12 protein-coding genes and 1 pseudogene are annotated in these 14,042 nt (G+C 74.5%); 9 read left to right on the top strand and 4 right to left on the bottom strand.

The features are described 5' to 3' along the window. A pseudogene (locus AB0A74_RS17810) lies at positions 1-374 on the top strand (hypothetical protein); the annotation flags it as partial. Here AB0A74_RS17810 and AB0A74_RS17815 read toward each other — a convergent pair. After that, complete coding sequence (locus tag AB0A74_RS17815) at positions 352-555, bottom strand: hypothetical protein (RefSeq protein WP_358250631.1); 204 nt, start codon at positions 553-555, stop codon at positions 352-354. The pseudogene AB0A74_RS17810 and the gene AB0A74_RS17815 sit on opposite strands and share 23 nt — an antisense overlap. Positions 556-634: 79 nt before the next feature. Here AB0A74_RS17815 and AB0A74_RS17820 point away from each other — a divergent pair, with 79 nt between their 5' ends. Then, positions 635-1,114: a GAF domain-containing protein gene (locus AB0A74_RS17820; protein ID WP_358250633.1), complete on the top strand. Its 480-nt coding sequence runs from the start codon at positions 635-637 to the stop codon at positions 1,112-1,114. 63 nt (positions 1,115-1,177) lie between these two features. Here AB0A74_RS17820 and AB0A74_RS17825 read toward each other — a convergent pair whose 3' ends face one another. Next, complete coding sequence (locus AB0A74_RS17825; protein WP_358250635.1) at positions 1,178-3,946, bottom strand: BTAD domain-containing putative transcriptional regulator; 2,769 nt, start codon at positions 3,944-3,946, stop codon at positions 1,178-1,180. A 169-nt stretch (positions 3,947-4,115) separates the two neighbouring features. On the opposite strand from AB0A74_RS17825, the gene AB0A74_RS17830 reads away from it, so the two are divergent. Next, positions 4,116-4,556, top strand: a complete 441-nt coding sequence (locus AB0A74_RS17830; RefSeq protein WP_358250637.1) for a hypothetical protein — start codon at positions 4,116-4,118, stop codon at positions 4,554-4,556. 38 nt (positions 4,557-4,594) lie between these two features. Beyond that, complete coding sequence (locus tag AB0A74_RS17835; protein ID WP_358250639.1) at positions 4,595-5,089, top strand: hypothetical protein; 495 nt, start codon at positions 4,595-4,597, stop codon at positions 5,087-5,089. Here the strand turns inward: AB0A74_RS17835 and AB0A74_RS17840 are convergent. Together AB0A74_RS17840 and AB0A74_RS17845 are read right to left on the bottom strand one after the other, a co-directional pair. After that, positions 5,064-5,465 (bottom strand): DUF1304 domain-containing protein, encoded by a 402-nt coding sequence (locus AB0A74_RS17840; RefSeq protein ID WP_358250641.1) that lies wholly within the window; start codon positions 5,463-5,465, stop codon positions 5,064-5,066. The two genes, AB0A74_RS17835 and AB0A74_RS17840, sit on opposite strands and share 26 nt — an antisense overlap. Next, positions 5,462-5,911 (bottom strand): cupin domain-containing protein, encoded by a 450-nt coding sequence (locus AB0A74_RS17845; RefSeq protein ID WP_358250643.1) that lies wholly within the window; start codon positions 5,909-5,911, stop codon positions 5,462-5,464. The genes AB0A74_RS17840 and AB0A74_RS17845 overlap by 4 nt, the downstream gene beginning before the upstream one ends. An 88-nt stretch (positions 5,912-5,999) precedes the next feature. On the opposite strand from AB0A74_RS17845, the gene AB0A74_RS17850 reads away from it, so the two are divergent. The 5 genes from AB0A74_RS17850 to AB0A74_RS17870 all read left to right on the top strand — a co-directional run bounded on the left by AB0A74_RS17850 (position 6,000) and on the right by AB0A74_RS17870 (position 13,701). After that, positions 6,000-7,037, top strand: a complete 1,038-nt coding sequence (locus AB0A74_RS17850) for a helix-turn-helix transcriptional regulator (protein WP_358250645.1) — start codon at positions 6,000-6,002, stop codon at positions 7,035-7,037. A gap of 91 nt (positions 7,038-7,128) precedes the next feature. Further along, positions 7,129-8,088 carry a zinc metalloprotease gene (locus tag AB0A74_RS17855; RefSeq protein WP_358250647.1) on the top strand — a complete coding sequence of 320 codons (960 nt, stop codon included), beginning with the start codon at positions 7,129-7,131 and terminating at the stop codon, positions 8,086-8,088. 539 nt (positions 8,089-8,627) lie between these two features. Next, positions 8,628-11,813 carry a BTAD domain-containing putative transcriptional regulator gene (locus AB0A74_RS17860; RefSeq protein WP_358250649.1) on the top strand — a complete coding sequence of 1,062 codons (3,186 nt, stop codon included), beginning with the start codon at positions 8,628-8,630 and terminating at the stop codon, positions 11,811-11,813. A 38-nt stretch (positions 11,814-11,851) separates the two neighbouring features. Further along, positions 11,852-13,081 carry a cytochrome P450 gene (locus tag AB0A74_RS17865; RefSeq protein WP_358250651.1) on the top strand — a complete coding sequence of 410 codons (1,230 nt, stop codon included), beginning with the start codon at positions 11,852-11,854 and terminating at the stop codon, positions 13,079-13,081. Continuing rightward, a complete protein-coding gene (locus AB0A74_RS17870; protein WP_358250653.1) occupies positions 13,078-13,701 on the top strand; it encodes an LUD domain-containing protein in 624 nt (207 codons plus the stop codon). The genes AB0A74_RS17865 and AB0A74_RS17870 overlap by 4 nt, the downstream gene beginning before the upstream one ends. Positions 13,702-14,042 lie beyond the last annotated feature (341 nt).

The following is a 14,042-nucleotide window of genomic DNA, read 5'->3' on the forward strand; positions in this document are numbered from 1 at the left end:
CCATCGACGTGCCGCTCAACGTGTTGACCGCCGTGTCGCCGGAGTTCCAGGCCGACTTGATGCCGCCCACCGCCACGTCGGCGGCCGGCCTGCCGGCTCGGGTCGGGTGGGTCGTCGGGGATGCCGGGCGGTTGCCGGTGGCCGGTGGGTCGGTCGAGTTGGTCGTCGGGAACCCGCCCTGGGGGCGGCAGGTGGCGGTGCGGGGGTCGGCTGACCGGTTCTGGCGGGAGGTCCGGCGGGTGCTCGTGCCCGGTGGGCGGGCCGTGCTGCTCGTGCACGACGCCGACCTGCGCGGGGTGCCCGTCGTGGACCGGCGGCCGGTGAGCCTGTTCGGGGCCTGGGCGGAGATCGTCACCATCGCAGCAGGAGGGTGACCGCCACGACCGCCGCCGACACCGCGACCAGCCAGGGCGTCCACCGCAGCGCCCGGGCGCGGCGCCGGGTGTCGGCGGCGGTCCGCGGCTCGGCCGCCGACACCGCGCAGGCGAGCACGTAGACGAGTTGCCCCACGACCACCACCACGGCCAGCACGGCCGGCGCCCATCCCGCGTCCACCCGACCCATCCTGCCAATCACTTGCAACAAAGCCACGGAGGCGGTGGTCACAACGCCCGCGCGGGACTACCGTTGCCCCATGACGGACCCTGCGCTGGACCTGCAGCGCGCCGAAACGCTGGAGGACGTGCACCGGGTCCTCCGCACCGCGGCGCGAAGACTCACCCGCGCGGACGGCGCGACCTTCGTCCTCCTCGACGGCGACCGCTGCTACTACGCCGACGAGGACTCCATGAGCCCCCTGTGGAAGGGCCAGCGGTTCCCGGCGGCCACGTGCATCAGCGGGTGGGCGATGCACCACCGGGAGACCGTGGCCATCCGCGACATCACCCTCGACCCACGCGTGCCGCAGGAGGCCTACCGGCCGACGTTCGTGCGCAGCCTCCTGGTCACCCCGATCCTGGACCCGGAGCCGATCGGCGCGCTCGGCGCGTACTGGGCCACCCCGCACGCCGCGACCGAGGCCGAGGTGGCCGCCCTCCAGGCCCTCGCCACGGCCGCGGCCCCGGCCCTGGCCCGCTTCCCGGACGGCATCCCGTCCCGCGACTTCACCGCCTGACCCACCGCCCGCTGTCGGTCCCCCGTGCGACGATGGGACCGGGGGCGGGAGGCCAGGCCCGGCTCACCCCGCGCTCACCGCCGCCAGCCCGGCGTGGGCGCGACGCCGCTCGTGCTGCTCGCCGATCTCGGCGGCCACGTGCAGGGCCAGCGTGAAGTGGCGGACCGCGCCGTCCCGGTCGCCCGTCGCCGACCACGCCTCCCCCAGCCCGTTGTGCGCCTGCGCCACCAACCGCCGGTCACCGGCCAGTTCGGCCCGCTCACACGCCTTGCGGTGGAACAGGAACGCGTCCCGCACCCGGCCCATCCGCAGGCTCACCACCCCCTGGTGGTAGCGGACCTCGGCGGTGACCATCGGGCTCCGCGACGACCGCGCCAACGCCAACGCCCGCTCCAGCTCCGCCAACGCCGCCCCCTGCCGCCCGAGGTCGCTGAGCAGCGCGGCCCGGTGGCAGGCGATGAACGACGCCGCGACCCCGTCACCCGACTCCCGCGCCGACCGCAGCGCCTCCTCCAGCACCTCCTCCGCCCGCGCGAAGTCCCCCACCCGCCGGCACGCCTCACCGAGGTTGGCCAGCACGTGGTGCGACCGCGTCCGGCCCGCCGACCGCTCCAGCAGGTCCACCGCCTCGGCGAACCGGCCGCTGTGGGAGTGCAGCAGCGCGAGGTTGTTCAGCACGGCCGGCAGGGCCGGGTGGTCGGGCGGGCACAGCGCGCGGGCGCGGGTCAGGTGGTCGAGCGCGGATTCGTTGCGCCACAGGCGGAACAGGGCCGTGCCGACCCGGTTCAGCACCTCGACGCCCTCGCCGGCGGCCAGGGCGCGCTGGTGCAGGGCGAGGGCGTCCTCGCGGTGGCCGCCGTCGTCCAGGTACCGCCACAGGACACCCGCGACCGACACCGCGAAGGCCGGGTCGTCCACGGTGGCGGCGAGGATGCCGGCGCGTTCGGCGTCCAGCCACGCGTGCGCGGCGGCCCGGTCGGGGAAGTCGACCACCGGACCGGGCGCCGCGGCCACCTCCGGCCGCCGGGCGTCCTCGAACGGCGCCAGCACGTCCATCGCGCGGGCGGCGGTGTGCAGGTACCAGGCGCGCAGGGGTGTCAAGGGCGCGGGTTCGGCCAGTTCGGCGGCGTAGGCGCGGAGCAGGTCGTGCAGCCGGTAGCGGCCGGCGGCGGAGTCCTCCACCAGGTGCGCGCGGACCAGGACGTCCAGCAGCCGCCGGGTCTCGCGCTCCGACAGCCCGCCCAGCGCCGCCACGGCCCGCGCGTCCACGTCGGGCCCCGGCGGCCGGCCGACCAGCCGGAACACCCGGGCCGCCGCCGCGGGCAACCGCCGGTAGGACCACGAGAACACCGCCCGCACGGACGTCACCGGGTCACCGCCCGCGTCCAACGCGTCCAGGCCGGCAGCCCGCCCCGGGTCGGCGGCCCGCGCATCCCGACCCGGAGCCGGTCCCAGGTCCGCCACCAGCCCGGCCACCGTCCCGCCGCGCCGGGACCGGACCGACTCGGCGGCCACCCGCAGCGCCAGCGGCAGCCGGGCGCACCGCTCCACCAGGGCCGCCGTGGCGGCCGGGTCCGCGTCCACCCGGTCGCCGAGGGTCGCGCGCAGCAGTTCGACCGCGTCGGCCGGGGGCAGGCGATCCACGTCCACGCGGTGCGCGCCCTCCCGCGCCACCAGGCCGGCCAGCGAGTCCCGGCTGGTCACCAGCACGCGGCAGGTCGGCGACCCCGGCAGCAACGGCCGGACATGGGCCGCGTCGCGGGCGTTGTCCAGCACGAACAGCACCCGCCGGCCGTCCACGACGCTGCGCAGCCGCGCGGCGCGGACCACCGGGTCCAGCGGGATGCCGTCGGACCGCACGCCGAACGCCCGCAGCAGCACGGCCAACGCCTCCTCCGCCGGCAGCGGCGGCTCGGGACCGAACCCGCGCAGGTCGAGGTAGAGCCGCCCGTCGGGGAACCGGTCGCGCGCCGCGTGCGCCCACCGCACGGCCAACGCCGTCTTCCCCACGCCCGCCGTGCCGACGATCGCGGTCACCGGCGCGGAACCGTCCAGTTCGGACAGTTCGGCGGCCCGGCCGGTGAACCCCCGCACGTCCAGCGGCAACTGGGACGGCACCTCCGCGGGCTCCGCGGCGAGCACGCGTTGTTCCAGTCGGCGCAGCTCCACCCCCGGTTCCAGGCCCAGCTCGTCCACCAGCACCCGCCGCGCGGCGCGGTAGGCCGACAGGGCTTCCGCCCGCCGCCCGGCCCGGTGCAAAGCGGTCATCAGCAGCACGTGCAGCCGTTCACGCAACGGGTGTTCGGCCACGACGCCGGTCAGCTCGGTGACCACCGCCGCGTTCCGGCCGCGGGCCAGTTCCGCCTCGCACAGCACTTCCACCGCGGTCAGCCGGCGGTCGTGCAGCCGGCGCGCCTCGGCGGCGGGCGCGTCCAACCCGTCGTAGGGCTCGCCCCGCCACAGGTCCAGCGCCGCCCGCGCCAGGCCGGCGGCGCGCTCCGGGTCGCCCGCCGCCCCCTGCGCCCGCGCGACCAGCGCCTCGAACCGCTCGGCGTCCAGCTCGCCGGGCCCCACGACCAGCCGGTAGCCGCCGCCGCCGAACACCAGCCGGTCCGGTTCGCCCAGCGCCCGCCGCAGCTTGTGGACGTGCAGGTGGAGCTTCTGCGGTGCGCGCGGGTCGCGGCGGCCGGCCCACAGCGCGTCGGCCAGCGCGTCCACCGGCACCTCGTGGTTGGCCCGCGCGAGCAGCACCGCGAGCAGGACCCGTTGCAGCCGCCCCGCGGGCGCGCCTCCGGGACGCACCTCCAGCGGGCCGAGGACCGCGAACTCCACCCGACCACCCCCGCCGGCCAGTCTGGCCGTGCCGCGCCCGGCGGACGGTGGAAACGGGGGTGGAAGCGTCCGGATGGCGGACACATCGCGGGGAAAGCGGCAGGAAAGCGGCGTTCCCGAGCATTGCGGCACCCCAGGGGGAACCGCCCCGGGATCGTGAGGAGGAACCATGACGAAGCTCCGGCAGCGCCTGCTGCTCCCGCTGCTCGCGGCACTGAGCGGCCTGCTGCTGATGGCCGCGCCCCAGGCGGCCCAGGCCGCTCCCGCCGAGGCCGGGTTCGGCGCGCTCGGCGTCGTCGCCTACCCGCCGACGTGCTGGAACAAGGTCTGGTCACCCGACGGTGGCGCGATGACCTGCTTCAACCCGACCGGCGAGCACATGTACGTCTGCGACATCAAGGCCGACGGCCACCACGCCGCCGCCTGGTTCAAGGGCACCTACGACACCTACGGCGGCTACCGGCACAACTACGAGGGCAACGGCACCTGCCTGGACGTGGACTTCGACATGCCGGAGAACACGGCCATCAAGTACGACTCCCGCAACATGGAGGGCGACACCCTGCTCAGCGTGAGCGCCCCCACCGGTTGGATCAGCGCCAACGGCTGAGCCGGGTTGGATCCGTCCGCACCGGGTAGTTCCCCGGTGTGGACGGATTCCTCGGCATCTACCTCAGGGACCAGCTCGCGCTCGGCGTCGGGTGGCGGGAGCTGGCCCGGCGGGCGCGGCGCAACAACCGGGGCACGCCGCTGGGCGAGGCGCTGGCGGAGGTCGCGGAGGAGATCGCCCAGGACGTCGAGGTGTTCCGGTCGATCATGGGGCGGCTGGGCGTGCGGACCGACCCGGTGCGGACCGCGCTCGCGACCGCCGGTGAGCGGCTCGGGCGGTTCAAGCGCAACGGCCGGCTGGTCGGCTACTCGCCGCTGAGCCGGTTCGTGGAGCTGGAGGCCCTGACCATGGGCATCGACCGCAAGAAGCAGCTCTGGCACACCCTGGGCGACCTCGCCGACCTGCGCACCCGCCTGCCGGACGTGGACTTCGACGAGCTGGCCGCCCGCGCGGAACGGCAGCGGCGGCGCCTGGAGCCGTTCCGGCGGCGGGTCGGGTCGGAGGTGTTCACAGGAGGGCCGCCACGAGCGTGACCGCCGGGGGCAGGAACTGGCTCACCGCACCGGTCCAACCGGTGCCGCGCGGCCGGCCCAGGGCGAGGGCGTCGGACACCGCCAGCACGATGCCGGCCAGCGCCATGAACCCGCACGTGTAGAGCACGAGGGTGCGGCCGGCGGTCTCGGCCCCGGTGTTGAGCAGGACCAGGCCGAGGATCGTGCCGCCGCCCAGGAACAGGTTGTAGAAGCCGACGTTGAACGACCACAGCCGGATCGCCGGCAGGTCCTTCGCGGCGAGCTTGAAGACGCCCCGGTGGACCGCGGGCCGGTCCATCAGGAACGACTCGAACACCCACACCACCACGTGGATCAGCGCGGCCAGGCCGGCCGCGACCTGCGCGACGGCGTTCACGACGGCCAGTCCCCGACCGTGACGCCGTGCCGGGCGGCGATCTCGCCGAGAGCGCCCGCGGCCTCGGCGAACGGGGTGCCCGGTGGGACGGCGGCGTCCACGTCGACGAAGAAGCGGCGCATCCGGTCGGTGGGGCTGATGGCGAGCAGCTTCACGGTCGGGGTGTGGACGGTGAGGGTGTGGTGGGCGCCCGGCGGGATGGTGAGGGTGCTGCCGGGGCCGAGGTCGTGGACCTCCCCGTCGACCAGGACGGCCGTGCGGCCGTGCAGGACGTAGAAGGTCACGCCCCACGGGGTGGCGTGCGGCGGCACGGTGGGTCCGCGCGGGATGTCCACCTCGAACAGGTCGAAGCCGCCGGTCTGCCCCTCGTGGGCTTTCACGGTGAAGGTCGCGTCCGGCGAGACGAGTTCGACGCCTTCGCCGGCGGCGTTCAGCACAGTCGTCATGCGCCCAGGGTGGGCACCGGTCCGCGCGCCCTCCATCCCGGAAAAGTGGGATGCCCGCACCGCCGTTCCCGGGCGCATACTCCGAGGCGTGTGGGAAGGCCGGGCACGCTCCGCGCGGCGCGACGTCGCCGCCCTCGCCTCGGCGGGCCTCGGGGTCGCCGAGCTGCACGCCGCCGCCATCGAGCTGGTCGAGCGGGTGGTGCCCACCGACCTGACCTGTTGGGCGTCGCTGGACCCGGACACCGTCGCGATCAGCAGCATGACCAGCGGCGCGACCCGCATCCCGCCGCGCTTCGAGCCGTTGCTGGCGACCTTCGAGTACGGCGGGGGCGAGCCGCTCACGTTCGCCGAGCTGGCCCGGCGGCCGGCGGCGGTGGCGCGGCTGTCCGAGCTGCCCGACCGCGACCGGGCGCGCTGCGGCCGGCTCAACGAGGTGTGGCGGCCGTTGGGGCTCGCGCACGAGCTGCGGGTCGTGTTCCGGGTGGACGGTGCGTGCTGGGGCGCGGCGGGCCTGGTGCGGCGCGGCGAGTTCAGCGACCGGGAGGTCGAGTTCGTCGAGTCGGTCGCGCCGGCGCTCGCGGCGGCGACCCGGCTGGCGGCGCGGTTCGGCGGCGCGGGCGGCGAGGAACCGCCGGGGATCGTCGTGGTGGGGCCGGACGGGGTGGTGCGCGCGGCGACCGGTGCGGCGCGGGCCTGGGAGCGGGAGCTGGACCGGATCGCGCCCGGCCGGTTCGCGGTGCTGGTGCGGGCGGCGGCGACGGGGGCGCGGGCGTCGACGGCGGGGACGTTCCGGGCGCGGGTGCGGGACGCGGCGGGCGGCTGGGTGCGGCTGTGCGGTGACCGGCTGGTGGGTGGCGCGGAGGACGACGACGTGGCGGTGACCGTCGCGCGGGCGACCGGTGCGGACCTGATGGCGTTGCGGTGCGCGGCCTACGGGTTGACCGCGCGGGAGCGCGAGGTGTGCGACCAGGTGGTCGCCGGTCTGTCCACTGTGGACATCGCGGACCGGCTCGCGATCTCCGCGCACACCGTGCAGGACCACCTCAAGTCGGTGTTCGCCAAGCTGGACGTGCGCAGCCGCGGCGGCCTTGTTGCCACTCTGCGGCGGGAACAAGCCGCCGGCTGAAGGTCAAGCGACGATCGACGGGGTCCCTCGGGGCGCCGCTTGGGTCATCATGGCGCGGGCCTTGTCCCCTTCCCTGCACGGAGGACTCCGCATGTTCCACAACGACAAGGCGGGGCGCAGCCGCGGCGCCCTGCTCACCGGCGCGCTCGCCCTGGGCGCGCTGACCGTCCTCGGGCCGTCCGCCGACGGCAGCACCGCCGTCGCCGAGCGCTCCGCCGACTGCGCCGTCGAGACCCACTCGGCCGCGCGCGGCAAGCCGGGCAGCACCGGCCAGGACCGCAACGAGATCAGCCAGGCCGAGGCCGAGCGCATGAACCGCGACCTGCGCGAGCGCGTGGCGCGGGCGTCCGGCGACCTGACCGCGGCGGCCGGCGGCACCATCCCCGTCGTGTTCCACGTGGTGACCGGGACCGGCGGCGTCGGCAACGTCTCCGACGCCACGATCACCGAGCAGATGAAGGTGCTGAACGCGGGCTTCGCGGGCGCCGAGGCCCCGGGCGTCGCGGCGAACACCGGCTTCACGTTCGTGCTCCAGGAGACCAAGCGCTGGTCGAACAACACGTGGTTCACCGGCGCGGACCGGTCGCGGGTGGAGAAGCAGATGAAGTCCGCGACCCGCGTCGGCGGCGCGGCCACGCTCAACGTGTGGTCGGTGGACATCGACGGCCTGGGCTACGCGACGTTCCCGAGCTGGTACGAGCGCAGCCCGCAGCTCGACGGCGTCGTGATCGACTGGACGAGCGTGCCGGGCGGCAGCGCGACCAACTTCGACCTGGGCAAGACCCTCACCCACGAGGTCGGCCACTGGATGGGCCTGTGGCACACCTTCCAGGGCGGCTGCACGACGACCAACGACGAGGTCGCCGACACGCCGGCGCAGTCCAGCTCGACGTCGGGCTGCCCGGACGGCCGGGACTCGTGCAACCTGCCGGGCCTGGACCCGATCCACAACTACATGGACTACTCGTACGACAGTTGCTACAACCAGTTCACGCCGGGCCAGAACACCCGCATGCAACAGGCCTGGACCGCGTACCGCAGCGGTCGGTAGTTCGGTCGGACGGGTCCTTCGCTCCGGTGAGGGGCCCGTCCGGCTTTGCGGCTCGGCGGGGTGATGGACAACCGAGACGGGCGGGCCGACGGTGCGCGCGGACGGCTCGCCCGGCGCAGCCGGGCTCTTGCGGCGCAGCCGCTTCCGTCGGCGCAGCCGGCGGGCGGCGCAGCCGTGGCTTGTGCGGGGTCGGCGGCGGGGGTGGGTGGGCGGGGCTGCTCACCGCCACCGAACCCACGAACCGGACCCGACGCACCGCTCCCGCGACCCGACCGCCGAGCCGACCCCGCCGAGCCGACCGCCGCCCGGACCGTCTCAACCGGCACCCCGAACCGACTCGTCGCCGACCTCCCCCGACACACCGGCGAAAAGATCACCCGATGAGCGGAAGGCGGCCCGTCCGCCCAGCACAACCCCGTTCGAGATGTGCCGAACCATGACGACTCCTCACCGACTCCGTGTAGTTTTGGAAATGACCGTGCGCCCGAGGCAAGCGAGCGGGCCCGCGGGCGGGCGGACCCGGAATGCCAGGAGCCAGGGTGGAGTTTCGGATTCTCGGGCCTTTCGAGGTGCACGGCACGACCGGCAGGGCGCGGCTGGGTGGGGCCAAACAGACCGCGCTGCTCGCCACGCTCACCGCCCAGGCCAACCGCCTGACCACGGTGGACCACCTCGTCGAGTCCACGTGGGCGGACGCGCCCCCGGCCGGGGTGACCGCGGCCGTCCACACGTACGTCTCCCGGCTGCGCCGGGCCTTCGACGCGGTCGAACCGGACGGTGGCGCGCGCATCGTCACCCGGCCCACCGGGTACCTGCTGCGGCTCGCACCGCACGAACTCGACCTCGAACTGTTCCGCGGTCACGTCGCGCGGGGCCGGGAGGCCGCCGCCGCGGGTCGGTTCGCCGAAGCCTCCGCCGAACTCAACGCGGGGCTCAAGCTCTGGCGCGGACCGGCCTTCGTGGACGTCCTCTCCGACCTGTTGCACCGCACCGAGGTGCCGCGGCTGACCGAGGAGCGGCTGGGCGCGCTGGGCCGGCGCATCGACGCCGACCTCGAACTGGGCCGCCACGCGGACCTGGTCGGCGAGCTGCGGGCGTTGACCGTGGAGCACCCGCTGCGCGAGCAGTTCTGGGGCCAGCTCATGCTCGCGCTCTACCGCGACGGCCGCCAGGCCGAGGCCCTCCAGACCTACCAGGAGGTCCGCACGCTGCGGATCGACCAGCTCGGCATCGACCCCGGCCCGGAACTCCAGCAACTGCACCAGGCGATCCTGTCCAACGAGCCGGCGCTGAACGAGCCCGCGTCCGCGCCGCCGCCGCGCACGATGCCGCCGCCCATGCAGCTGCCCGCGGACATCGTCGGCCTGGTGGGCCGGGACCGCGTCGCCGACGAGGTGGCCGACGTCCTCGGCTCGGGCCACGACGCGCTGCCGATCGCGGTGCTGTCCGGCCTGCCCGGCGTGGGCAAGACCGCGCTGGCCACGCACATCGCGCACCGCCTGCGCAAGCGCTTCCCCGACGGCCAGCTCTACATGAACCTGCGCGGCTACGCCCAGACCGAGCCGGTGGCGCCGGCCCGCGTGCTGGCGCGGTTCCTGCGCTCGCTGGGCCTGTCCCCCGACCTCGTGCCGCTGGACGTGGACGAGCAGGCCGCGGTCTACCGGTCGCTGCTGGCCGACAAGCAGGTCCTGGTGGTGCTGGACAACGCCAACGCCGCCGAGCAGGTCCGGCCGCTGCTGCCCGCCGACCCGGGCTGCGCGGTGCTGGTGACCAGCCGCGACCCGCTGGCGGGACTGGCGGTGCGGGAGGGCGCGATCCGGTTCGACCTGGACGTGCTGTCCCCGCCGGACGCCTACGCGCTGCTGGTGTCCCTGCTCGGCCCGGGCCTGGCCGCCGACCCGGAGGCGCTGGACGAGCTGGCCGCGCTGTGCGGGTACCTGCCGCTGGCGCTGCGCATCGCCGCCGCGAACCTGACCGCCCGCGTGCCGAGCACGTCGGTGCGCGAGTACGTGGACCGGCTGCGCGACGGCAACCGGCTGGCCGCGCTGGCCGTGGAGAACGACGAGCAGACCGGCGTGCGGGCCGCGTTCGACCTGTCCTACGAGTCGCTGCGGCCGGCGGCGGCGCGCCTGTTCCGGATGACGGCCCTGGTGCCGGGCCCGGACTTCACGCCGCACGCGGCGGCGGCGCTGGTGGGCACCGACCCGGGCCGGGCGCGGGAGCTGCTGGGCGTGCTCGCGACCGCCGCCCTGGTGCAGGAGGCCGGGCCGGACCGGTTCCAACTGCACGACCTGGTCCGCGACTACGCGCGCCAGCGCGGCCTGGCCGAGGACGACGAGCCGACCCGCACCGCGGCGTTCGAACGCCTGCTGTCGCACTACTTCCGCGCCACGCGCACCGCGTCCGGGCTGATCGAGCCGATCCGCAAGCCCCCGGAGGAGCCGCCCGGCCTGCGCGACACGGTCGTGCCGGAGCTGAAGGACCGGGCGACCGCGACGGCGTGGTTCGAGCAGGAGTACCCGAACCTGCACGCCGCCGTCGACCACACCGCCGAGCACGGCCCGCACCGGTACGCGTGGCACCTGGCGGACGCGATGTCCTCGCCGCTGGCGCTCGCGCCCCGGTTCGGCGAGTGGGTGACGGTCACCCGGACCGCGCTGCGCGCCGCCACCGCGGCGGGCGACCAGGCCGGTGAGGCGATCACGCTGGTCAGCCTGGGCCACGCGTACAACACGACCGGCCGCATGGCGGACGCGATCGACACCCTGGAACGGGCGCTGGACCTCTACGTCGAACTCGACCGGCCGGTGTACCAGTTGCCGTGCCACCACACGCTGGGCATGTCGCTGATGTGGACCGGGCGGCTGGCCGAGGCGTGCGCGCACTTCAAGCGGACGATCGAGCTGACCGAGACGGTGGACGTCGGCTACTACCGCGCGGGCGCGGTGCACGGCCTGGGCGTGGCCTACCGGTACCAGGGGCTGCTGCCCGAGGCGCTGGAGCAACTGCTCACCTCGGTGACGCCGGAACCCGCGCCGGACGAGTCGTACGTGCAGGTGTCGTGGCGGTTCAGCCTCGGGCTGACCTACCGCGACCTGGGCCGGTTCGACGAGGCCGTGCACCAGCTGAAGGCGACGCTGGCCGCCTACGAGCGGATGGGCAACGCGTTCGGCACCAGCCGGTGCCTGGTGGCGCTGGCGGGCATCCACGCGTGGCGCGGGCGCGCCGCCGAGGCCCTGGTCGCCGCGCAGCGCGGCCTGGACCTGAGCCGGCAGGTCAAGCACCGGCGGACCGAGGTGGACGCGTTGAACGCCCTGGGCGCGGTGCACGCCGTCCAGGGGCAGCCCGACCGGGCGCGGACCCGCCACGCGGAGGCGCGGGCGATCGCCGGCACGATGGGGCCGTACCTGTTCGGGCTCCTGGAGGCGGAGATCGGGCTGGCGTCGACGACCACCGCGCTGGGCGACCTGCGCGCGGCGCGGCGGCACGCGGACAACGCCCTGACCCGCGTCCGGGAGAGCGGTTTCCGACTGCACGAGCCCGCCGCGCACCTCGCGGCGGCCCGGGTCGAACTCGCGGCGGGCGACCCCGTCGCCGCCGCCCGGCACGCCGAGGAAGCGCTGTCCTCGGCGCGGGAGACGACGCGACCGGCCTGGGAGGAACGCGCGCGGGCGCTGCTGGACCGCGTCCACGTGCCGGCGGCCAACCGGTCGTCGGAGCACTGACACGACAAGTCGACTCATCGACGAGAAGATCGGGGATCATGAGCGCGCCTGACGCGTCGCCGATCGCGCTGGACGACGACTTCATCCAGCGACGGCACAACTTCTACCAGCGGTTACGGGAGGACGGCCCGGTCCGCCGGGCCACCTTGCCCAACGGTCTGCCGGTGTGGCTGGTGACCCGGCACGCCGACGCCCGCGAGGCGCTGGCCAGCCCGCTGCTCAGCAAGGACTCCCAGCGCGCCGCGCCGCTGCACGACGAGCAGGAGGAGCGCGGCGTCCAGGTCACCCGGCTGGCCAAGATCCTCCAGTCCCACATGCTCAACCTCGACCCGCCCGACCACACCCGGCTCCGCAAGCTGGTGACCAGCGCGTTCACCCAGCGCCGCGTCGAACTGCTGCGCACCCGCGTGGAGGAGGTCACCGACCGCCTGCTCGACGGCCTCGCGGGCCGCGCCGAAGTGGACCTGCTGGGCGAGTTCGCCTTCCCCCTGACCGTGACCGTCATCGGCGAGCTGTTCGGCGTGCCGGCCGACGAGCGGGACTCGTTCCGCGCCCTGTCCGACGGCATCGCGTTCGGCCGCACGCCCGAGGAGATGGGCGCGGCGTCCGCCGGGATGGCCGACTACCTGGCCGACCTGGTGGCCCGCAAGCGCGACAGCGCCGACGACGACCTGCTGGCCGACCTGATCCGCGCCCGCGACCTGGACGACCGGTTGGACGAGGACGAGCTGGTGGCGTCGGCGTTCCTGATGCTGACGGCGGGCTACGAGTCCACCGCGCAGTTCATCGGCAACGGCGTGCTGACCCTGCTCGCCCACCCGGACCAGTTGGCGCTGTTCAAGTCCGACCCCTCGCACGTCGTCGGCGCGGTCGAGGAGCTGCTGCGGTACGAGGGTCCGGGCAGCATGACCACCCTGCGGTTCACCACGGCCCCGCTGGCGCTGGGCGGCGTGGAGATCCCGGCCGGCGAGTTCGTGGTCGTGCTGGTGGGGGTCGTGAACCGCGACCCGGACCAGTTCCCCGACCCGGACCGGTTCGACATCACGCGGACCGACCAGCGGCACCTGGCGTTCGGCCACGGCGTCCACCGGTGCCTCGGTGCGCCGCTGGCCAGGCTGGAGGGGCGGATCGCGCTGGGCGGGCTGTTCGACCGGTTCCCGGACCTGGCCCTGGCCGTGGCGCCGGAGACCCTGCGGTGGAAGGACAGCGTCCTGTTCCACGGCCTCGACGCCCTTCCCGTCGTCCCCCAACCGAAGGAGGAGCAGTGACCACGCCGGACGAGCGGTTCGCGAGCGCCGCCGAGCCCGAGCGGTTGACCCGCGCGGCGGAAGCCGCCCGAGCCAACGGCCTCACCGTCGAGGTCGTGGACACCGTCGCCGAAGCCAGGAAGCTGGTCACCGACCAGCTCCCCACCGACAAGACGATCTTCACCTCCGCGAGCGAGACCCTGCGCCTGTCGGGGATCGCGGAGGACATCGACAGGTCGGGCCGGTTCACGTCGGTCCGAGCCCAGCTGGAACTGGATGGAGTGGACCGCGACCCGAACCAGGTCCGGCTCCGCACGGCCACACCGGATGTGGTCGTGGGCAGCGTCCACGCGGTGACCGAGCAGGGCCACCTGGTGGCGGCGTCGGCCACCGGGAGCCAGTTCGTCCCTTACGCCTTCGGTGCCGGCCAGACCATTTGGGTGGTCGGGGCGCAGAAGGTCGTGCCGGACCTGGAAACCGCGTTGACCCGCATCCGGACCTATTCGCTGCCCAAGGAGAACGAGCGCTGCCTGGCTGCTTACGGGCAGCCCAGCGTCCTGTCGAAGATCCTGATCATCGAGCGTGAGATCTTCCCGGGGCGGGCCACGCTGGTCCTGGTTCGGGAGCCGATCGGGTTTTGAGGGTGGTGGTGGGCGGTTCGCCGGAGGCTCCGGGGGGCCGCCTGCCGGCGCGGGTTCAAGCGGACGCGCTGGCGCGCTCTCAAGCCCAAAAGCCCAAAAGCCCAAAAGATCAAAAGATCAAAAGATCAAAAGCGGCTGGGGAGGCCTCCAGTGGGGGGGGAAGGGCCTGCGTGTTCCCCACCGCATGACCTGGCGGAGCCAACCACACTTTTCGGGGGTCGGTCGAAAAACTTTGCTCGTTCCTCGCAAACTTTTTGGCCCGACCCCCGAAAAGTGTGGTAGCCCTTCGGGCAGGTCATACGGTGGGGAACACGAAGGCCCCTTGTGGCTGGTAGCTCAGC

It is taken from the genome of Saccharothrix sp. NPDC042600, from assembly GCF_040647305.1.
Lineage (GTDB): Bacteria > Actinomycetota > Actinomycetes > Mycobacteriales > Pseudonocardiaceae > Actinosynnema > Actinosynnema mutabilis.